Annotated in this window: 15 protein-coding genes; 5 read left to right on the top strand and 10 right to left on the bottom strand. The window is 72.2% G+C overall.

Features of this window, described 5'->3' with window-relative positions:
• Positions 1-17 precede the first annotated feature (17 nt).
• The gene (locus tag FHU28_RS04420; protein ID WP_311773512.1) at positions 18-542 is read left to right on the top strand and encodes a GbsR/MarR family transcriptional regulator; all 525 of its coding nucleotides are present in this window, start codon (positions 18-20) and stop codon (positions 540-542) included.
• Positions 543-546: 4 nt separating this feature from the next.
• Here FHU28_RS04420 and FHU28_RS04415 read toward each other — a convergent pair whose 3' ends face one another.
• Both FHU28_RS04415 and FHU28_RS04410 read right to left on the bottom strand, forming a co-directional pair.
• A complete protein-coding gene (locus tag FHU28_RS04415) occupies positions 547-1,104 on the bottom strand; it encodes a response regulator (RefSeq protein WP_073826503.1) in 558 nt (185 codons plus the stop codon).
• Positions 1,101-5,465: a HAMP domain-containing protein gene (locus FHU28_RS04410; RefSeq protein WP_184681150.1), complete on the bottom strand. Its 4,365-nt coding sequence runs from the start codon at positions 5,463-5,465 to the stop codon at positions 1,101-1,103. The genes FHU28_RS04415 and FHU28_RS04410 overlap by 4 nt, the downstream gene beginning before the upstream one ends.
• Positions 5,466-5,633: 168 nt before the next feature.
• Between FHU28_RS04410 and FHU28_RS04405 the strand changes: the two genes are divergently transcribed.
• Positions 5,634-7,697 carry a SpoIIE family protein phosphatase gene (locus FHU28_RS04405; RefSeq protein WP_184681148.1) on the top strand — a complete coding sequence of 688 codons (2,064 nt, stop codon included), beginning with the start codon at positions 5,634-5,636 and terminating at the stop codon, positions 7,695-7,697.
• Positions 7,698-8,047: 350 nt separating this feature from the next.
• Here FHU28_RS04405 and FHU28_RS04400 read toward each other — a convergent pair whose 3' ends face one another.
• Positions 8,048-9,610, bottom strand: a complete 1,563-nt coding sequence (locus FHU28_RS04400; protein WP_260412842.1) for an FAD-binding oxidoreductase — start codon at positions 9,608-9,610, stop codon at positions 8,048-8,050.
• A gap of 100 nt (positions 9,611-9,710) precedes the next feature.
• Here FHU28_RS04400 and FHU28_RS04395 point away from each other — a divergent pair, with 100 nt between their 5' ends.
• Positions 9,711-11,807 (top strand): S9 family peptidase, encoded by a 2,097-nt coding sequence (locus FHU28_RS04395; protein ID WP_184681144.1) that lies wholly within the window; start codon positions 9,711-9,713, stop codon positions 11,805-11,807.
• 251 nt (positions 11,808-12,058) lie between these two features.
• Positions 12,059-12,202, top strand: coding sequence for a hypothetical protein (locus FHU28_RS04390; RefSeq protein WP_184681142.1), 144 nt, complete (start codon positions 12,059-12,061; stop codon positions 12,200-12,202).
• Between the two features lie 169 nt (positions 12,203-12,371).
• Here the strand turns inward: FHU28_RS04390 and FHU28_RS04385 are convergent, their stop codons facing one another.
• Positions 12,372-12,938: a TIGR03086 family metal-binding protein gene (locus tag FHU28_RS04385; RefSeq protein ID WP_184681140.1), complete on the bottom strand. Its 567-nt coding sequence runs from the start codon at positions 12,936-12,938 to the stop codon at positions 12,372-12,374.
• A 31-nt stretch (positions 12,939-12,969) separates the two neighbouring features.
• Between FHU28_RS04385 and FHU28_RS04380 the strand changes: the two genes are divergently transcribed.
• Complete coding sequence (locus FHU28_RS04380; RefSeq protein ID WP_184681138.1) at positions 12,970-13,758, top strand: helix-turn-helix domain-containing protein; 789 nt, start codon at positions 12,970-12,972, stop codon at positions 13,756-13,758.
• 315 nt (positions 13,759-14,073) lie between these two features.
• On the opposite strand, the gene FHU28_RS04375 is transcribed toward FHU28_RS04380, so the two are convergent.
• Genes FHU28_RS04375 through FHU28_RS04350 form a run of 6 tightly spaced genes read right to left on the bottom strand, consistent with a single transcriptional unit; the run spans position 14,074 to position 19,654 of the window.
• Positions 14,074-15,612 carry a SpoIIE family protein phosphatase gene (locus tag FHU28_RS04375; protein WP_184681136.1) on the bottom strand — a complete coding sequence of 513 codons (1,539 nt, stop codon included), beginning with the start codon at positions 15,610-15,612 and terminating at the stop codon, positions 14,074-14,076.
• 2 nt (positions 15,613-15,614) lie between these two features.
• The gene (locus tag FHU28_RS04370; RefSeq protein WP_184681134.1) at positions 15,615-16,961 is read right to left on the bottom strand and encodes an ATP-binding protein; all 1,347 of its coding nucleotides are present in this window, start codon (positions 16,959-16,961) and stop codon (positions 15,615-15,617) included.
• On the bottom strand, positions 16,958-17,971 hold the full coding sequence (locus tag FHU28_RS04365; protein WP_184689213.1) for a SpoIIE family protein phosphatase: 1,014 nt from the start codon (positions 17,969-17,971) through the stop codon (positions 16,958-16,960). The genes FHU28_RS04370 and FHU28_RS04365 overlap by 4 nt, the downstream gene beginning before the upstream one ends.
• Positions 17,968-18,387, bottom strand: coding sequence for an ATP-binding protein (locus tag FHU28_RS04360; protein ID WP_184681132.1), 420 nt, complete (start codon positions 18,385-18,387; stop codon positions 17,968-17,970). Before FHU28_RS04360 ends, FHU28_RS04365 begins: the two co-directional genes overlap by 4 nt.
• Positions 18,384-18,794: an STAS domain-containing protein gene (locus FHU28_RS04355; RefSeq protein WP_184681130.1), complete on the bottom strand. Its 411-nt coding sequence runs from the start codon at positions 18,792-18,794 to the stop codon at positions 18,384-18,386. The genes FHU28_RS04360 and FHU28_RS04355 overlap by 4 nt, the downstream gene beginning before the upstream one ends.
• Complete coding sequence (locus FHU28_RS04350; protein WP_184681128.1) at positions 18,794-19,654, bottom strand: STAS domain-containing protein; 861 nt, start codon at positions 19,652-19,654, stop codon at positions 18,794-18,796. The genes FHU28_RS04355 and FHU28_RS04350 overlap by 1 nt, the downstream gene beginning before the upstream one ends.
• Positions 19,655-19,705 lie beyond the last annotated feature (51 nt).

The following is a 19,705-nucleotide window of genomic DNA, read 5'->3' as shown; positions in this document are numbered from 1 at the left end:
GACTGTAAGGTCACGGGGTGAGTGTCGAGGAGCCGACCATGAACGTGCCGACCAACCGCGACGAGGAGGAGGTCCACCTCTTCGTCGAGCGGATGGCGATGGCCTTCGCCGACGTGGGCTTCCCCCGGATGGCCGCCCGGGTCCTGTTCACTGTGATGAGCGCCGACGAGCCGCTCACCGCAGGCGAGATCGCCGAGCGGCTGGGCGTCAGCGCGGCGGCGGTCTCCGGCGCGGTGCGCTACCTGACCCAGTTCGCCATGCTGGTCCGCGAGCCGGTCAAGGGCTCCCGGCGCGACCGCTACCGGATGCCGGACAACCCCTGGTACGAGGCGACGATCACCAAGTCCACGCTCTACAAGACTCTCATCGACATCGCCGCCGGAGGGGTCGGCGCGCTGCGCGGCCGGAGCACCCCGGCCGGGGAACGGGTCGCCGAGATGCGCGACTTCTTCCTCTTCGTACAGGAGGAACTGGAATCGCTCGGCGACCGGTGGCGGGCCCGGCGCGCCGCGACCGGGCACGGTGGCCCGGCCGGCGGCTGAGCCGTCAGCGGGTGTTGCCCCAGCGGGCCTGCTCCAGCAGGTCCACCGCGCGGTCCCGGGCAGACGGGTCGTCGTCGGCGCGCAGCAGCGCTGTGGCCTCGTCCACCGCGTCGGTCAGGTGCCGCCACTGCAGATCCCGCTCCCGCACCAGGTCCGACTGGGCGGCGAGCTGCCGGGTCTTCACCCACAGGTCGACGAAGACTGTCACCTTCGCCCGCAGAACCCACGGGTCGAACGGCTTGGTCAGGTAGTCGACCGCGCCGGCCGCGTAGCCGCGCAGCGCGAGCTGTGCGTCCTTGTCCGCGGCGGTCAGGAAGATGATCGGTACGTGCCGGGTGCGCTCGCGCCGCTTGATGTGGGTGGCCGTCTCGAAGCCGTCCATGTCCGGCATCTGGGCGTCCAGCAGGATCACCGCGAAGTCGTCCACGAGGAGCTGCTTGAGCGCGGCCTCGCCGCTCTCCACCGCGACCGACTGCACCGGGAGGCCCTGGAGGATCGCCTCCAGCGCCATCAGGTTCTCCCGCCGGTCGTCCACCAGCAGGGCCTTGGCCGTCTGCGTCACGGGTTCTCCTCGCCTCGGCTGCGGCCGATCCAGGACGCCATCAGCTCGATCAGCTCGTCCAGGTCCACCGGCTTGGTGATGTAGTCGCTGCCGCCGGCGCTGAGCGCCGACTCCCGGTCGCCGGGCATCGCCTTGGCGGTCAGGAAGACGATCGGCAGGTCCGCGAACCGGTGGTTGCGGCGGATCTGCCCTGTCGTCTCGTACCCGTCCTGGTCCGGCATCATGGCGTCCATCAGGACGATGTCCACCTCCGGGTGCTCGGCGAGCTGGCGGACGCCGTCCGCCCCGTTGTCCGAGTACAACACGGTCATGCCGTGCAGTTCCAACGCGGACGTCAGCGCGAACACGTTCCGCACGTCGTCGTCGATGATCAGCACGGTCACGCCGTCCAGCCGCCGGGTGGCGGGCGTCTCCTGCGGCTGCGGCAGCTCCATCGGCATGAGCAGCGACGACGGCAGGCCCGCGCGGCTCGGCGACGGCGGCGCCGGCGCCACCACCGCGTCCGGCGCCAGCACATCGGGTACGAAGAGAGTGAACGTCGAACCCTGACCGGGCGCGGACGAGACGGTGATCGTGCCGCCGAGCAGGCGGGCCAGATCGCGGCTGATGGACAGCCCGAGGCCGGTTCCGCCGTACCGCCGGCTAGTAGTGCCGTCCGCCTGCTGGAACGCCTCGAAGATCAGCGACAGCTTGTCGTCGGAGATCCCGATCCCGGTGTCTATCACTGTGAACGCGATCACCCGCTGCGCGTTCGTCAGCGCGGGCACGTCGAAGACGGCGTTCTCGGCCGCCGGACCGATGCGCAGCGTCACCGCGCCGTTGTCGGTGAACTTCACCGCGTTGGAGAGCAGGTTGCGCAGGATCTGCTGCAACCGCTGGGCGTCGGTCACCAGCGCGGGCGGCAGGTCGCTGCTGACCCGTACCTGGAAGTCCAGGCCCTTCTCCTCGGCCTGCGGCGCGAAGGCCTGCTCCACATAGCTCCGGATCTCGGCGAACTGGATCTCGGTGGGCTCCACGTCCATCCGGCCCGCCTCGATCTTGGACAGGTCGAGGATGTCGTCGATCAGCGACAGCAGGTCCGACCCGGCGCCGTGGATGGTCCGGGCGAACTCGATCTGCTTCGCGCTGAGGTTGCGCTCCGGGTTCTCGGCCAGCAGCCGGGCCAGCAGGAGCAGCGAGTTCAGCGGCGTACGCAGCTCGTGGCTCATGTTGGCCAGGAACTCCGACTTGTACGCCGACGCCCGGGTGAGCTGCTGCGCCTTCTCCTCCAGGCCGAGCCGGGCCAGCTCGATCTCCCGGTTCTGCGTCTCGATGTTCGCCTTCTGCTCGGACAGCAGCTTCGCCTTGTCCTCCAGCTCGGCGTTGGTGCGCTGCAACTCGGCCGACTGGTCCTGCATCTCGTGTGCCAGCCGCTGCGACTGCGCCAGCAGCTCCTCCGTACGCCGGTTGGCCTGGATGGTGTTGACCGCGACGCCGATGGTGAGCACCAGCCGCTCCAGGAACGCCAGGTGCAGGTCGGAGAACGTGGCCACGCCGGCGAACTCGATCACGGCGAGCAGCTCGCCCTCGAACAGGACGGGGAGCACCACCAGGTCGGCCGGCGGCGTGTCGGCCAGCCCGGAACGCACCACGAGGCGCCCGTCCGGCTGCGCCTTGACCCGGATCGTCCGGCGGGACAGCGCGGCCTGCCCGACCAACCCCTCACCCGGACCGAACGTCACGTCGTGGCCGCGGGCCACGTAGCCGTAGGAGGCGGTGAGCCGCAGCCGCATGCTGCCCTCGGAGCTGTCCGCCAGGAAGAACGCGCCGAGCTGCGCGTCCACCAGCGGGGTCACCTCCATCATGATCATGCGGCAGACCTCGCCCAGGTCGCGCTGGCCCTGGAGCAGACCGCCGATACGGGCCAGGTTGGAGTCGAGCCAGCCCTGCTCGGCGTTCTTCTTCGTCGTCTCCCGGAGGGTGACGATCATCTGGTTGATGTTGTCCTTCAGCTCGGCGACCTCGCCCTGCGCCTTCACGTTGATCCGCTGGGTCAGGTCGCCGCGCGTCACCGACGTGGAGACCTGCGCGATCGCGCGCAACTGCGTGGTGAGGGTGGAGGCGAGCTGGTTGACGTTCTCGGTGAGGTCGCGCCACGTACCCGAGACGCCCTTGACCTGGGCCTGACCACCCAGCTTGCCCTCGGTGCCCACCTCGCGCGCGACGCGGGTCACCTCGTCGGCGAACGAGGAGAGCTGGTCCACCATCGTGTTGACGGTGTTCTTCAGCTCCAGGATCTCGCCCTGCGCGTCCACGGTGATCTTCTGACCCAGGTCACCGTTCGCCACGGCCGTGGTGACCGAGGCGATGTTGCGGACCTGGCTGGTCAGGTTCGACGCCATCGAGTTCACGTTGTCGGTCAGGTCCCGCCACGTACCCGAGACGCCCTTGACCTGCGCCTGACCACCCAGCTTGCCCTCGGTACCGACCTCACGGGCCACCCGCGTCACCTCGTCGGCGAACGACGACAGCTGGTCCACCATCGTGTTGACAGTGGACTTCAGTTCCAGGATCTCACCCCGGGCGTCCACGGTGATCTTCTGCGACAGGTCGCCCTTGGCGACGGCGGTCGACACCTGGGCGATGTTGCGCACCTGCGCGGTCAGGTTCGACGCCATCGAGTTCACGTTGTCGGTCAGGTCCCGCCAGGTGCCGGCGACGCCGCGTACCTGGGCCTGACCACCGAGCTTGCCCTCGGTGCCCACCTCGCGGGCCACCCGCGTCACCTCGTCGGCGAACGACGACAGCTGATCCACCATCGTGTTGACAGTGGACTTCAGCTCCAGGATCTCACCCCGGGCGTCCACGGTGATCTTCTGCGACAGGTCACCCTTCGCCACGGCCGTGGTGACCGAGGCGATGTTCCGCACCTGGCTGGTCAGGTTCGACGCCATCGAGTTCACGTTGTCGGTCAGGTCCCGCCACGTACCCGAGACGCCCTTGACCTGGGCCTGACCACCCAGCTTGCCCTCGGTGCCCACCTCGCGCGCGACGCGGGTCACCTCGTCGGCGAACGAGGAGAGCTGGTCCACCATCGTGTTGACGGTGTTCTTCAGCTCCAGGATCTCGCCCTGCGCGTCCACGGTGATCTTCTGACCCAGGTCGCCCTTGGCCACAGCCGTGGAGACCTGGGAGATGTTGCGGACCTGGCTGGTCAGGTTGCCGGCGAGCTGGTTGACGTTCTCGGTGAGGTCGCGCCAGGTGCCGGAGACGCCGCGCACCTGCGCCTGGCCGCCCAGCTTGCCCTCGATGCCGACCTCGCGGGCCACCCGCGTCACCTCGTCGGCGAACGACGACAGCTGATCCACCATCGTGTTGACGGTGTCCTTCAGCTCCAGGATCTCGCCCTGCGCGGCCACCGTGATCTTCTGCGACAGGTCACCCTTGGCGACCGCCGTCGACACCTGCGCGATGTTGCGCACCTGCGCGGTCAGGTTCGACGCCATCGAGTTGACGTTGTCGGTCAGGTCCTTCCAGGTGCCGGCCACGCCCGGCACCTCGGCCTGGCCGCCCAACTTGCCCTCGGTGCCCACCTCGCGGGCCACCCGGGTCACCTGCTCGGCGAACAGCCGCAGCGTGTCGGTCAGCGAGTTCATCGTGTCGGCAAGCTCGGCGACCTCGCCGCGCGCCCCGACCGTGATCTTCTGCGACAGGTCGCCCTTCGCGACGGCGGTGGCCACCTGCGAGATCGACCGCACCTGACCGGTCAGGTTCGACGCCATGGTGTTCACCGAGTCGGTGAGGTCCTTCCAGGTGCCGGCGACCCCACGCACATCGGCCTGGCCGCCCAGCTTGCCCTCGGTGCCCACCTCGCGGGCCACCCGCGTCACCTCGTCGGCGAACGACGACAGCTGATCCACCATCGTGTTCACCGTGCGGCCGATGCGCAGGTACTCACCGCGGAGCGGACGACCGTCTATCTCCAGCGCCATGTGCTGGGAGAGGTCGCCGTCGGCCACCGCCACGATCACCCGGGCGATCTCCGTGGTGGGCCGGCCCAGGTCGTCGATGAGCGAGTTGACCGCCCGCTGCCCCTCCGCCCAGGAGCCGTCCAGGCCCTCGTCGTCCAGGCGCTCGGTGAGCCGGCCGTCACGGCCGACGATCCGGCTGATCCGGCGCAGGTCCAGGTGCTGCCGCTCCTGCAACGACACCACGTCGTTGAAGGCGTCGGCGACCTCACCGGGCAGTCCGGCCCGGCGCGGCAGGCGTACCCGCAGGTCACCGTGCGCCACCCGGCGCAACGCGTCGACCAGCTCGCCGAGGAGCACCTCGTGGTCGGACGCGGACGGGTCCGCGGTCACCGACTGTTTTGCCGTGGTCATGGTTCCTCGCTCCGCTCGGGCTCGTGCCGTCACGCGGCCATCCCATCATTCTGCCGCGTAATCCGTCGAGGTCACGGCGTGCAACCCCGCGTCACGCGCCGTATCAGCCTGACTGGCCGGTTCGCCGGACGCTTGGCACCCGGGGTCGGGGCGGTGGAGGATACGGAGGTGTCAGCAGAGGCGGGGGCCACTCGGAGCGGCGGTGCGGACGAGCACGTCCGCCGGGTCCGCCTCCCCGCCGACCGCCGCACCCCGGCGGCGGCCCGCGCCGTGGTGCGCACCATGCTGCTCGAAGCCCGGCTGCCCGAACTGCTGAACGAGGCGCTGCTGCTCACCACCGAGCTGACCACGAACGCCGTCGAGCACGCGCGCACCGAACTGGACATCGAGGTCGAAGCCGACCCGAACGGCCTCACCGTCACCGTCACCGACTTCGCCTCCGGGCCGGTCGACGAGCTGATCGTCGGCGTGCGCAACACCACCTCCGACATCGCCGAGGTCGCCACGCGGGGGCGCGGGCTGCTGCTCGTCGACCACTTCTCCAGCCGATGGGGCACCACGTACCTGCCCACCGGCAAGGGCGTCTGGTTCCGCCTGGACCGGCCCGGCCCCGGCGGGCCCGCCCGCCCGTCGGCCGGCCCGCCGCCGGTGACCGAGCCGGAACGGACCGGCGACAGTGCGCCCAGCGCCGCCGCGATGAGCGAGTTGATGCAGATCACCCCCGACCCGTACGCGGACGAGCCGCTGGCCGAGTTCGCCACCGGCCTGCTGACCCGGGTCGGCGAGATGGTGGGCGCCGCCGGTGGCACGGTCCGGCTGGACCGGGGCGACGGGTTGGGCACCCAGATGTTCGCCCGGTACGGCCGGCAGCCGCGCGAGGACAACGAGTTGCTGCGCGTACCGCTCGCCGTGCACCGCCCGTACACCGGTGAGCTGGAACTGGACGCGGCGCCCTCGACGTACGCCCGACCGCTGGCGGTGCTGGCCGCCGAGCGGCTGTCGCTGCACCTGGAGAACGACCGCCTGCGCCGCGCCGACGTGCGCCGGTCCGCCTGGCTGACGTTCCTGGCCGAGGCGAGTGAACTGCTCGCCCAGTCGCTGGACGTCGAGTTGACCATGGCGCTCATCCCGCAGCTCGTGGTGCCCCGGCTCGGCCAGTGGTGCGCCGTGCACACCACCGACGAGTGGGGACGGCTGCGCCTCGCCGCGTCCAGCCACGCCGACGAGGCCATGCTGCCGCAGCTGCACCGGATCCTCCAGGAGACCGGCCCGGACTCGCTCCAGTCCCGGCTGCGCGAGGCGTCCCGCAGCGCCGCCCAGGTGCCGTTCGGCGGACCGATGGAGGGCTTCGCCGTACCGCTGATCGCCCGCGGGCAACGGCTCGGCACCCTCGCCGTGGGCCGGCACCAGCGGCACCGGCACGACCCGGACGAGGTCTCCGTGCTGGAGGACGTGGCCCGCCGCGCGGCGCTCGCCATCGAGAACGCCCGCATCCACGCCGAACGCCGCCGGGTCGCCCAGACGCTCCAGCAGTCGCTGCTGCCGCCCGTGCTCCCGGTGGTCGAGGGCATCGGCTTCGCCGCCGAGTACGTCCCCACCGGCGACGACGCGGAGGTCGGCGGCGACTTCTACGACGTGGTCCCGTTGCCGGACGGCCGCTGGCTCGTGGTGGTCGGCGACGTGTCGGGCAAGGGCGTGCAGGCCGCCGCCGTGACCGGCCTGGTCCGGGACGTGATCCGGGTTCTCGTCGGCGACGGCAAGCCGCTGCCCGAGGTGCTCAGCCGGCTCAACGAGACGCTCGTCGAGCGCGGCGGCGGGCGCTACTGCACGCTGGCGCTGGCGGCGGTCTCGCCCGGCGACGGCGACCAGCTCGACGTCTCGCTGCACCTGGCCGGCCACGACCGCCCGGTGCTGCTGCACGGCGGGGGCGGCGCCACGTTCATCGGAACCGGCGGTACGGCGCTGGGCCTGCTCGACGCCATCAGCACGCCCACCGCCGAGCTGGCGCTCAAGCCCGGCGACGCGCTGATCTTCTACACCGACGGGGTCACCGAACGGCGGCGTGGACGCGAGCTGTTCGGCACCGAACGGCTGCGCGAGTCGGCGGCGCCGCTGGCCGGGTACTCCGCCGACGTGGTGGCTGCCCGGCTGCGCGCCGCCACCATCGCCTTCTCCGTCGAGCCCCCACGTGACGACATAGCCATCCTGGTCCTCCGAAACGACACCCCCTGACCCCCTCCCCGCGGCGCCCCCTCTCACGTCCGCCCACCCCGACTCCGGCGGTGATCAAGGAGTTTGGGGCTTGGAGAGGCGCGAAACGTGACACAAACTCCTTGATCACGACAGTGGTGGGAGTGCGGGCGGCGGTGCGGGTTGTCGGTGGCGGGTAGGTGGGCCGGGTCCGCGGGGCGGTCGGTGGGCTGGCGGGTGGGCGGCACCAGTTCGCCGAAGTGGCGGCATCCTGGGCACGCGGACACAACCACCACGCCGAACTGGTGCCTGCTGCTGCCGCGCCCGCTGGAATGGCATCCGGTGCGGAGACAGCCTGGAGCCTCGGGGCGAGCAGGCCTGGGCCACCGTGTTCAGAGGCCGCCGGGGAGGCGGCCGGGAGCCAGGCGGTGGTGCGGGTCCAGGTGAGCCTTGGCGCTGCGCAGGCGCGGCAACGCGGGCAGCTCGCCCCAGAGGTCGACGGTGCGGCGCACCGCCGTCGGCGCGGCCACCACCACGCACCGGCCCTGCCGGGCGATCAGAACGCTGCGGACAGCGGTGAGGATCGAGGCGACCCGCTCCGGCGGCAGCGCGCCGGGCAGGGCTGCGTGCACCGCGCCCGTGCCGGCCGAGCCGCGTACCGGCACGGGGGCGCCGGCGGCGTCACGCAGCGCGTAGACGGCGGCGTGCAGGTCGTTGATCGGCACCTCGATGCGCAGCGCGGTGTCTCCGGGCGCGAACGGGTAGCGCCCCCACCACTCCGGCGCGTGGTGGCCGACCATCGCCGGGGCGCCGAGGACTGCGGTCAGCCGTTCGGCCCGCTCGGTCACGTCGGCCGGGCCGCCCTCCAGCAGCACCACCAGGCTGCCCGCCGCGGGCCGGCCGGTCACGGCCGGGTGATCGGGACGGTTGATCACCGACGGGTGCGTGGCCGGAATCCGGCGACGGGGCAGCGGCACCGGCACCGGCAGGTCCAGCTCGACGGCGGCCGGGCCGACGCCGGACGCCAGCACGGCCCGGACCAGGTCGTGCACCTCCAGCGGCGTCCACACCGGGCGGGACACCCAGACCCGGCTCGCCGGCACGGCCTGCACCCGCATGGTGGCCGAGACCAGCACGCCGAGCCCGCCCTGTGAGCCGCAGAGCAGCCGGGCCACGTCCAGCCCGGGCACCTCGCCACGACCGAGGATCGCGTCCGCGTCACGCGCCCAGGCGACGTCCCCGCCCCGACCGCCACCGGGATCGCCCGTGGACCCACCGCCGCCCGGCCCGCCGACGCCGGACCAGGCGCCGCCCACTGCACCCGCCCGGCCACCGCCATCCGCCGGAACGCCACCAGCCGACCGGCCTCCGCCCGCCGGGGCGGCCCGGCCGAGCGCCGCCGTGCCGGACTCGCCGACGCTCACCAGCTCGCCGTCGGCGTCGAGGTAGCGCACGCCGATGAGCTGGGCGCACGGGCTGCCGTGCCGGTGGCGAAGCGGGCCGGACTCGTCGGCGGCGAGCACCCCGCCGAGCGTCGCCCCCGGCGAGGGCACGTCGACCGGCAGCCGCCGGTTGGTGCGCGCCAGCGTTGCCTGGACCGCGCGCATCGGCGTACCGGCGCCGATCTCGGCCACCGCCGCGTCGCGCGGCTCGTGCCAGACCCCGGCGAGGCGGCCGGTGTCGAGCATGATGTCCACCTGCGCCGGAGCGGCGCCCCAGTCGATCTTCGTGCCGGCGCCGCGCGGCACCACTGTCAGGTCGTACGCGGCGGCCAGCCGCAACACCTCTGCGGCGGCATGCGGGCCGCCGGGCACGGCCACCCAACGGGCGGTACGCCCGGCCACCTCGTCGGCCGGGCCGGCGAAGCGGGCGAACGGCGAACCGCAGATCTCCGCCAGCTTCCGGGTGATGTCGAGGGCTCCGGGTCGGTTGGTGGAACGAGCTGCATCCGCCATGGCGGTCATCGTACACATGTTCGAAAGCCCTGGCGGCGAGTCGTCGGATTCGCGCGGCGGGCGGTCCCGGCGGCGGCCCGGCGCCCGGTAACGTGGCGCCGTGACCGAAACCCCACTGCCCGTCGCCAAGCGCGTCCCGACCGAGCGCGTCCATCACGGTGACACAGTCCTCGACGAGTACGCCTGGCTCGCCGCCAAGGACGACCCGGACACGATCGCCTACCTGGACGCCGAGAACGCGTACACCGAGGCGCGCACCGCCCACCTGGCCGAGCTGCGCGCGGAGCTGTTCGAGGAGACGCGCCGGCGCACCCAGGAGACCGACCTGTCGGTGCCGACCCGCAAGGACGGTCACTGGTACTACACCCGCACCGTCGAGGGGCAGCAGTACGGCGTGCACTGCCGCCGCGCGGTCCGCCCCGGCGAGACCGCGCCCCCGGTCAGCGCGGACGGCGCGCCGCTCGACGGCGAGGAGGTGCTGCTCGACGGCAACCAGCTCGCCGAGGGGCACGACTTCTTCTCGCTCGGCGCGTTCGACGTCAGCCCGGACGGCCGCTGGCTGGCCTACTCCACCGACTTCTCCGGCGACGAGCGCTTCACGCTGCGGATCAAGGACCTGACCACCGGCGAGTCGCTGCCGGACGAGGTGCCGGACACGTTCTACGGCACCGCGTGGTCGAGCGACGCCTCGACGCTGTTCTACGTCACCGTGGACGAGGCGTGGCGGCCGAACCGGGTCTGGCGGCACACCGTCGGCACGTCGTCCACCGAGGACGTGGTGGTCTACCAGGAGGACGACGAGCGGTTCTGGGTCGGCGTCGAGCTGACCCGCTCCGAGCGCTTCGTGGTGATCGACATCCACAGCAAGATCACCAGCGAGGTGCGGGTGATCCCGGCGGCCAACCCGACCGGCGAGCCCGCCGTCGTGGCCCCGCGGCGTCAGGGCATCGAGTACGCGGTGGAGCACCACGGCCACCGCTTCCTGATCCTGCACAACGACGGCGCGGAGGACTTCGCGCTCGCGTACACCTCGGCGGACGCGCCGGGCGACTGGACGCCGCTGATCCCGCACACGCCCGGCACCCGGCTGGAGGCGGTCGACGCGTTCGAGAACCACCTCGTGGTCTCCCTGCGCGTCAACGGGCTGACCGGTCTGCGGGTGCTTCCGGTCGGCAGCGACGACAGCTGGGACATCGACTTCCCCGAGCCGATCTACAGCGTCGGGCTGGACGCCAACCCGGAGTACCGCACGAACGAGGTGCGGCTGCGCTACACCTCGCTCGTCACGCCGGACTCGGTCTACGACTACGACCTGGTCACCCGGGAGCTGACGCTGCGGCGGCAGAAGCCGGTACGCCCCGGGCCGGACGGGCGGCCGTACGACCCGGCCGACTACGAGCAGCACCGGGACTGGGCGCTCGCCGACGACGGCACCCGGGTGCCGATCTCGCTCGTGTGCCGCCGGGACACCCCGCGTGACGGCTCGGCGCCCGCCGTCATCTACGGCTATGGGTCGTACGAGGCGAGCATGGACCCGTGGTTCTCGATCGCCCGGCTGAGCCTGCTCGACCGCGGCGTGATCTTCGCGGTGGCGCACATCAGGGGCGGCGGTGAGCTGGGCCGGCGCTGGTACGACGAGGGCAAGCTGCTGGCCAAGAAGAACACGTTCACCGACTTCGTGGCCTGCGCCCGGCACCTGGTCAAGGCGGGCTGGACGGCCGGCGACCGGCTGGTCGCCCGGGGCGCGTCGGCCGGTGGCCTGCTGATGGGCGCGGTGGCGAACCTCGCCCCGGACGCGTTCACCGGGATCGTCGCGCAGGTGCCGTTCGTGGACGCGCTCACCTCGATCCTCGACCCGTCGCTGCCGCTGACGGTCACCGAGTGGGAGGAGTGGGGCAACCCGCTGGACGACCCCGAGGTCTACGCGTACATGAAGTCGTACACGCCGTACGAAAACGTCACCGCCGCCGACTACCCGGCCATCCTGGCGGTGACCAGCCTCAACGACACCCGGGTGCTCTACCACGAGCCGGCCAAGTGGATCGCCCGGTTGCGCGCGACCGCGCCGCAGGGCGACTACCTGCTCAAGACCGAGATGGGCGCGGGTCACGGCGGGCCGAGCGGCCGGTACGACTCGTGGCGCGAGGAGGCGTTCGTCAACGCCTGGATCCTGGACCGCGTCGGCCGCGCCGTGTAGGTCGGCGTTGCCACCGGTCACGACCGCGACGGTACGGCCGGCCGGCAGCTCGCCACTGTGGAAGAGCCGGGCGGCCAGGGCGCAGCTTGAACGACCCCACCGGTTGCAGGTTCTCCGGCTTGAGCCACAGCTGATCGTCCCAGAGCACCGGCATCAACGGAGTCCGCAGCACGGTGCCGGCCACGTCCTCGGCGGCGGCCCGGACGTCGGCGATCGAGATCAGCTCCATCGCATCAACCTAGACTGCCGGGATGAGCGACGAGGAGCCCTCGGTGGCGCGACGGGGACCCACCTGGCTGGTCCTCGTGGTGGTCGCCGCCGCGCTTGTCGTCTGCTGCTGCTCGACGGTGATCGGGCTGGTGGTCGCCGGCTCCGCCGGCCTGCTCGGCCGCTGACCGCCGGGCCGGACGCCGGCCGTCGCGGCCCGGCGGGCGCGGCCGTCCGTGCCGCTCGCCGCCCCGTGCCGGCGAGCAACAGCGGAAGTACGGGCCACCGAGCCATCCGGTACGCGGACCGGCACGCCGCGGCCGAACGGCCCGCGCGGGACCACGCGGGCCGTTCGGGTCAGCGGGTCCAGGCCGGGTTCCGCCCGGCCCGGCCGAGCAGCGCGCCCATGCTGGTCGGCGCCGCCTCGGTGGGCACCGGCGGGCCGAACGCGCCCATCTTCTGCCCCGTGTCGCCCATGCGGTCCATGAACTCGTGCCCCGCCGACACCACGGCCGGGTCCACTGTCAGCTCCTGGCCGGTGGCCCGGGCCAGGTCCCACCCGTGCACCGTGAGGTCGATCAGGGCCATCGACCCGACCGTCTCCTGGGGTAGCCCCATGCCGGGTGAAACGCCGTCCAGCGCGGCCGGGTCGGACCATGCCTCGATCAGCCGGGCCGCCTCGGCCGCGAACCGGTCGCGCCAGCCCTCGGTCAGGTGGTCGGTCTTGCCGGACCAGTCCACCGTCTCCCGGCGGGCCAGCGCCTGGAAGTTGACCACCACGTCGAACAGGTGACCGAGCAGGTCACGCACCGTGTAGTCGGGGCATGGGGTGGGCAGGCCGAGCTGCTCGTCGGAGATGCCGCGAACCACAGCGACCGTACGCGGCGCCGCGACGGCGAGCAGCTCACTAGTCTTCGTGCTCATAGGGGCAGCCTAGGAGGGTGGTATTGAAGAAATGCGACACGAACCGCGGCGTGACAACCGGGGCATCCTCGATCCGGGCCGGCTGCGCCGGCAGGTCCGGTTCCGGCGCCGGATGGCCGCCCCGGCGTTGCGTCGGTGGGTGGAGCACTACTGGCTGATCGACTGGGACCTGGACGAGCCGTTCGAGCAACGGGTGGTGCCGCACCCGACCGTGAACGTGGTGTTCCAGGCGCAGGACGGCGCGGCCGAACACGGTGAGATCGCGGGCGTCGACACCGGCCTGTTCGCCATCACGCTGCACGGCGTCGGCCGGGTCTCCGGCGTCCAGTTCCGCCCGGGCGGCTTCCGGCCGTTCTGGCGGCGTCCGGTCGCCGAGCTGACCGGCCGGCGCGTACCGATCACCTACGGGCCGATCTGCCCGGGGACCGACGACGAGCGCTGCGCGAGGCTGGACGAGCTGCTGACCTCGTGGTCGCCGGTCGCGGATCCGCTCGCCGCGGAGGCCACCGCGCTGGTCGAGGAGATCCGTGCCGACCGGACCGTGCTGCGGGTGACCGACTTCGCGCGGCGGCGGAGCGTCTCCGTCCGCCGGCTCCAGCGCCTCTTCCTCGACCACGTGGGCGTCGGTCCGAAGTGGGTGATCCGCCGCTACCGGCTCCAGGAGGCGATCGAACAGGCCGCCGCCGGGCCGCTGGACTGGTCGCGGGTCGCCGCCGACCTGGGGTACGCCGACCAGGCCCATCTGGTCCGCGAGTTCACCGCCGTCGCCGGGGTCTCGCCCGCGGCGTACGCCCGCTCGCTGGCGTCCCTGAGACAGTGACGCGGGTCAGGCGCCCTGCGGAGCGCGGGCCGTCGCCTTGCCCACCCTCACTCCGCAGTCACGAACGGTGACAGTCGGCGGAGCGGCGGGCCTCACCTCGCGCCGACCTTGCTCTGCACCCACTGACGCAGCGCACACCGACGGTGACGGTGGCGGCGCGACGCCGTCGACCATGGTCAACAGGTAGCACCTGCTCAGGCGCCCGCTGCGCCGATGGCTGCAGAGCAAAGTCGGCAGCAGGCCCACTCGCTCACCCGCGGCGACGGTGACGCAACGTGACAGGCAGCTCAGCTACGGTACGTGACCGGGAGCGCGTCAGCGGCGGCGGACCGCGACCACCGCGACGTCGTCCTGGATCTCCGGCGGCGCCAGCTCGACCAACAGTCGCTGGCAGAACTCATCCAGGTCGTCGTCCACCCGGGCGGCGGCCATACCGAGCGCCGCCATCCCGTCGTCGATGGTGGCGTCCCGCCGCTCGATCAGCCCGTCGGTGTAGAGCACGAGCGTCGCCCCGGCGGGAAGCACGAACTCCAGATCGGGCGGGCGCCGCGCGCGTACCCCGAGCAGCGGCGCGGACTGCGACACGAACTCGACCCGGCCGTCGCGACTCAGCAATGCCGGCAGGTGCCCGGCACTGGCCAGCCGGACCAGCCCGGTCGGCGGGTGGAGCAGCAGCACGCAGATGGTGGCCAGCTCGGTCGGCAGCAGGTTGCGCATCAGCTCGTTGACCCGGTCCAGGATCACCCCGGGTTGATGGCCCTCGACCGCGTACGCGCGCACCGCGTGCCGCAACTCGGCCATCACGGTGGCGGCGTGCAGCGAGTGCCCGGCCACGTCACCGATCGCCACCAGCAGGTGCCCGTCGAGCATCACCAGCTCGTAGAAGTCGCCGCCCACCTCGGTCTGCGCGCTCGCCGGCTCGTACCGCACGGCCAGGTCCAGGCCCACGACGTCAGGCAGGCGCTGCGGCAGCAGGCTGCGCTGCAACGTCACAGCGATCCGGTGCTCCTCGTCGAAGGACCGCTGCGCCTCCACCGCCGAGGCGACGGCCTGGGCGAGCTGCACCAGCACCGGCGTACGGACGGTCTGGGTGGCGGTCGGTACCACCACGTACAGCGGGGCCCGGTCCTCCCGCAGCCGGGAGGCGGCCACTGTCACCGTGTCACCGTCCGGCCAGTCCGTCAGCGCCCAGTTGCCCGGGTCGTCGACGCGTACCCGGGTGCCGATCGGCACTCCGGTGTCGTCCACCACCCACGGCACGATCCTGGCCGGCGTGTGCGGGTCGACCGCCACCCCGGCCAGGCAGTCCCCGTCGAACGTCTCGGCGACCACCGCCGCGGGAGCCTTGAAGATCCGTGCCGCGCCGCTCGCGGCCGCCTCCAGCAGCCGGACGAAGTTCGGCGTCGCGTGCATCTCCACTGTGGCGTCGGCGAGCGCGGCGAGCCGCTCGGCGAGCTGCTCGGCACGCAGCCGGGCCTGGTAGTAGCGCAGCACCGCGTGCGCGGTGGCGACCAGTTCCTCCGGCTCGATCGGCTCGGCCAGGTAGGCGTCCGCGCCCCGGGTGAGACCCTGCGCCCGGTCGACCACGTCCACCGCGTGGGCGGAGACGTGGATGACCGGGATGTACGGGTACGTTTCCTTGATCCGCTCGCACACCTCGAAGCCGCTCATATCGGGCAGCCGCACGTCGAGCACCACGAGGTCGACGTGCTCCCGGGCCACCCGGTCCAACGCCTCGGTGCCGTTCTCGGCCTCGATGGTGACGAAGCCGGCCCGGGTGAGCCAGTTCACCAGCAGGTACCGCTTGGGGCCGCTGTCGTCGACCACAAGCACGGTCACCGCCCCGCTGTCCACCGTCACGCTCCGCCCGCAGGAAGGAGCACCGTGAACGTGCTGCCCCGGCCGGTTTCGCTCCTCAGCTCCAGCGTCCCGCCGAGCAGCGTGACCAGCCGTCGCGCGTACGGCAGGCCGAGCCCGGTGCCGCCGACCCGCGTCGTGCCGGGCACCTGGTAGAACTCCTCGAAGACCCGCTCGTGCAGTTCGGGCGGGATCCCGACGCCGGTGTCGGTGACCAAGAGCATCCACTGCTCGCCCCGGCGCTCGGCCCGCAGGCGTACCTCGCCGCGCTCGGTGAACTTCAGGCCGTTGTGCAGCAGGTTGCGCAGCACCTGGGCGAGCAGCACCTCGTCCGAGCGGAGCGTCGCCGGAGCCGGCGGCTCCTCGACCACCAGCTCTACCTCGGAGCGGGTGGTGAGCGCCCGCAGCGTGCCGCGCAGCTGTCCGAACACCGCGCGCAGGTCGACCTCGGACCACTCCGGCTCGATCCGGCCCGACTCCGCCTTCGCCAGGTCGAGCAGCTCGTTCACCAGCCCCAGCAGGTCGCCCGCCGAGGACCGGATCAGCCCCACCTGGCGGGCCTGCTCGCCGGTGAGCGGGTCGGAGGCGGAGTCGGCGAGCAGCCGGGCCAGTCCGATGATCGCGGTGACCGGCGCGCGCAGCTCGTGGCTGACGTTGGCCAGGAACCGGCTCTTCGACTCGCTCGCGGCCCGCAGCTGCGCGGACTTCTCCTCCAGCTCGGCGTAGAGCGCCACCACGCCCCGGTTGGTCTCCTCCAGCTCCTCGGTGAGCTGGTTGTAGAGCGCCATCACGCCCTGGTTGGTCTCCTGCAGTTCGGAGTTGAGCACCTCCAGCTCGTCGCGCTGGCTGCGTACCTCGTCGAGGGCCGCGATGAGCTGGGAGTTCTGCGCGGCCAGCTCGTCCAGCGCGGAGCCCGGAGCACGCTCGGCCAGCTCGGCGCGGAGCCGGCCGGCGCGTTCCGGCGTCAGCTCCTCGGCGTGGTCGGGCACCCGTCTGGACATCCTCACGACGCTATCGCCCTCGACGGCCACCACCCGCAACGTGTCCACCAGACGCGCGACGGCGCCGGACTGCGGCTCGTACCGGCCGCCGGGCAGCGGACGCAGCGGTGACAGGTCCACCTGAAGCACCCTGCGGCCCACGGCGTCCCAGGCGAGGGCGAACGTGACGTCCGCGCCGTCGGCCCCGCGCAGCAGCTCCCGGGCCACCTCGCTCAGCGCGGTCGCGATCCGCACCTGGTCCTGGTGTTCCAGCCCGACCGCCGCGGCCACCTCCCGGCCACGCTGCCGGACCAGGAAGATGTCCTGCTCGACCCGGAGTGCGAGGTGCAGGAGCGGCTCGCTCATGCCGCCCCCCGCGCCACCAGGACGCAGGCGTCGTCGCGACGGGTGCCGGCGTCACGCAGCAGCGTCGCGGCGGCCAGCAACGGGTTGCGCCCGGCCAGCCCGGGATAGTTGTCCAGGTCCCAGCGATCCACCACCCCGTCACTGTGCATGACCAGGGTGGCGTCGCGCGAGAAGGGGTAGTCGTACCCGCGGATCGTCGGACGCTGGTGCCCGGAAATGCCCGGCAGCGAGACCAGCCCGCGCCGCCGCTCGCCCGGTGTGACGATCATCGCGGCGATGTTGCCCAGGCCGGCGTAGCGGAGCAGCCCGGCGGCGGGATCCAGCTCGGCCACCGCGAGCGCCGCGCCCCGGGTGTGCGACATGGAGGCGTGCAGGTGCCGCACCACCACGTCCGGCGGCCCGTCGGGAGCGGAGCGGAACGCGGACACGGCGGCTCCGGTCGCGGCGGCGGCCAGTGGCCCGTGGCCGAGGCCGTCGGAGACCAGCACCTGGCGGCGGCCGTCGACCTCGCGGACCGCGTACCCGTCGCCGCTGCTCTGCTCCCCGGTGATCGGCCGGGTCAGTCCGCCCGCCCAGTCCGGCTCCGGCGGTGCGACGTCCCAGAGCTGGACGACCAGGACGGTGCCCCGGCCGGGCATCGAGTAGCCGTCGAACCGGCTCGCCTGCCGGACGATCGCGCCGAGGCCGATGCCGAGCGTGCCGGCGGTGGAGTGGCCGTCGACCGAGGACAGCGTGAGGTCGGCCATGCCGGGGCCGGAGTCGATGGCCACCAGCTCCACCCCGGCCAGTCCGGCCCGGCGCGCCGGACGCATCAGGAGCGCGCCCTCGCGGGCGTGCTTGACCAGGTTGCTGGTGATCTCGGCGGTAACGATGGCCAGGTCCGCGACACGTTCGGCGCTCATTTCGAGCTGCCGGCCGAGACGCTCGGCGGCCCGGCGTACGCCGCCGGCGGTCGCGCCGTTGTCGATCCGGAACCACATCCCGTGGTCGGGGACCACGTCGCCGATCATCGCGACCACTTGGTGACGGTGATCCGCGTCCCCTCACCGACAGCCGTCTGGATGTCGAAGTCGTCCACGAGCCGGCGGGCCCCGCTGAGCCCGAGGCCCAGTCCGCCCCCGGTGGTGTAGCCGTCGGTCAGCGCCAGGTCGAGGTCGGGGATGCCCGGCCCCTCGTCGGCGAAGAGGATCCGCACGCCGCGCCGTCGCCCGTCGGAGACGGTGCTCACCTCGGCGCGGCCCCCGCCGCCGTAGATCAGCGTGTTGCGGGCCAGCTCGCTGGCGGCGGTCACCAGCTTCGTCTGGTCGACCAGGGTGAGCCGGACCGCGACGGCGGTGGTACGCACCAACTGCCGGACCCGCACCACGTCCTCGTCGCTGCGGATCGCCTGCGTCGCCGGCACGCCGAGGTCGACGCCGGTGGTCATGCCGTCGCCGTCGTGTCGGTGCCCTCTTCGTCGGCCGCCTCGTCCCACTCGTCGGCGCGGCTCGCCGCGATCAGCTCCATGCCGCGTTCGACGTTCAACGCGGTACGGATGCCGTTGAGCGACAGCCCCAGCTCGACGAGCGTGATGGCGACGGCCGGGCGCATGCCGACCACCACCGTCTCGGCGTCCAGCACCTTGGAGATGGACGCGATGGTGGAGAGCATCCGGCCGACGAACGAGTCGACGATGTCCAGCGCCGTGATGTCGATGATCACGCCGTGGCAGCCGGTGGCGACGATCCGCTCGGCCAGGTCCTCCTGCAGCTGGATCGCTGTCTGGTCGGACATGTCGAGCTGGATGGAGACCAGCAGGATGTCGCCGATCTTGAGGATCGGCACCCGTTCCATCAGGACTCCCGGCGCGGGCGGCGAGCGGGGGTCTCGACCCCGGTCATGCGCAGCACGTGGCGCAGCGCGTCGGCGAGGCTCGCCTTGGTGGCGATGTCGCCGAACTCGATCCCGAGGGCCACGATGGTCTGGGCGATCTGCGGGCGGATGCCGGAGATGATGCAGTCGGCACCCATCAGCCGGGCGGCCACCACGGTCTTGAGGATGTGCTGCGCGACCTGGGTGTCCACCGCCGGCACGCCGGTGATGTCGATGATCGCGTACGGCGACCCGGTGTCGACCAGGGTCTGGAGCAGCCGCTCCATCACGACCTGGGCGCGGGCCGAGTCCAGCGTCCCGACCAGCGGGACGGCGACCACGCCCTCCCAGAGCTTGACCACCGGGGTGGAGAGCTCCAGCAACTGCTCCGCCTGGTCGGCGATCAGGCTCTCGCGGGCCCGGACGAACGTCTCGAAGGTGAACAGGCCCATCTGGTCGACGAGCGCGGAGTAGGCGACGAAGTCACGAAGGGTGTTGTCGCCCTTCTCGTCCTCCATCAGCTCCAGCAGCGAGTCCTTGAACGCGAACACGCTGATCGCGGTCTCGGTCGCGGAGAACCCCTGCCGGGCCCGGTTCGTGGACAGCTCGGACAGCACCGCGCGCAGCTCACCGGCGTGCTCGCCGGCCAGGTCGGAGACGCCATGCCGGCCGGCGTCGATCAGCGCGCGGTGCAGTTCCTGCACCTGGCGAGCCAGCTCGGCCCGGCTCAGACGACCACGCAGCGAACCGGCGACGATCTCGGTCCAGCGACTGGTCAACCGCTCCGCGTGCTCAGTGAGCAGGTGGGCGAGCCGATCACCCTGTTCGGCGCTCAACGCCATGGTTGACCTCCCTGATTTGGACGGGCGGACTCTATCACCGGAGGCTGGTGG

It is taken from the genome of Micromonospora echinospora (genome assembly GCF_014203425.1).
In the GTDB taxonomy this organism is placed as follows: domain Bacteria; phylum Actinomycetota; class Actinomycetes; order Mycobacteriales; family Micromonosporaceae; genus Micromonospora; species Micromonospora echinospora_A.
This window is presented reverse-complemented; position numbering and strand designations above follow the sequence as displayed.

What these genes read in the sequence shown, in the direction of transcription:
- FHU28_RS04410 (WP_184681150.1), bottom strand. Translation starts at nt 5,465, where the DNA reads ATGACCACGGCAAAACAGTCGGTGACCGCGGACCCGTCCGCGTCCGAC.
- FHU28_RS04400 (WP_260412842.1), bottom strand. Translation starts at nt 9,610, where the DNA reads ATGGCGGATGCAGCTCGTTCCACCAACCGACCCGGAGCCCTCGACATC.
- FHU28_RS04390 (WP_184681142.1), top strand. Translation starts at nt 12,059, where the DNA reads ATGAGCGACGAGGAGCCCTCGGTGGCGCGACGGGGACCCACCTGGCTG.
- FHU28_RS04385 (WP_184681140.1), bottom strand. Translation starts at nt 12,938, where the DNA reads ATGAGCACGAAGACTAGTGAGCTGCTCGCCGTCGCGGCGCCGCGTACG.
- FHU28_RS04380 (WP_184681138.1), top strand. Translation starts at nt 12,970, where the DNA reads ATGCGACACGAACCGCGGCGTGACAACCGGGGCATCCTCGATCCGGGC.
- FHU28_RS04370 (WP_184681134.1), bottom strand. Translation starts at nt 16,961, where the DNA reads ATGAGCGAGCCGCTCCTGCACCTCGCACTCCGGGTCGAGCAGGACATC.
- FHU28_RS04365 (WP_184689213.1), bottom strand. Translation starts at nt 17,971, where the DNA reads ATGATCGGCGACGTGGTCCCCGACCACGGGATGTGGTTCCGGATCGAC.
- FHU28_RS04360 (WP_184681132.1), bottom strand. Translation starts at nt 18,387, where the DNA reads ATGACCACCGGCGTCGACCTCGGCGTGCCGGCGACGCAGGCGATCCGC.
- FHU28_RS04355 (WP_184681130.1), bottom strand. Translation starts at nt 18,794, where the DNA reads ATGGAACGGGTGCCGATCCTCAAGATCGGCGACATCCTGCTGGTCTCC.
- FHU28_RS04350 (WP_184681128.1), bottom strand. Translation starts at nt 19,654, where the DNA reads ATGGCGTTGAGCGCCGAACAGGGTGATCGGCTCGCCCACCTGCTCACT.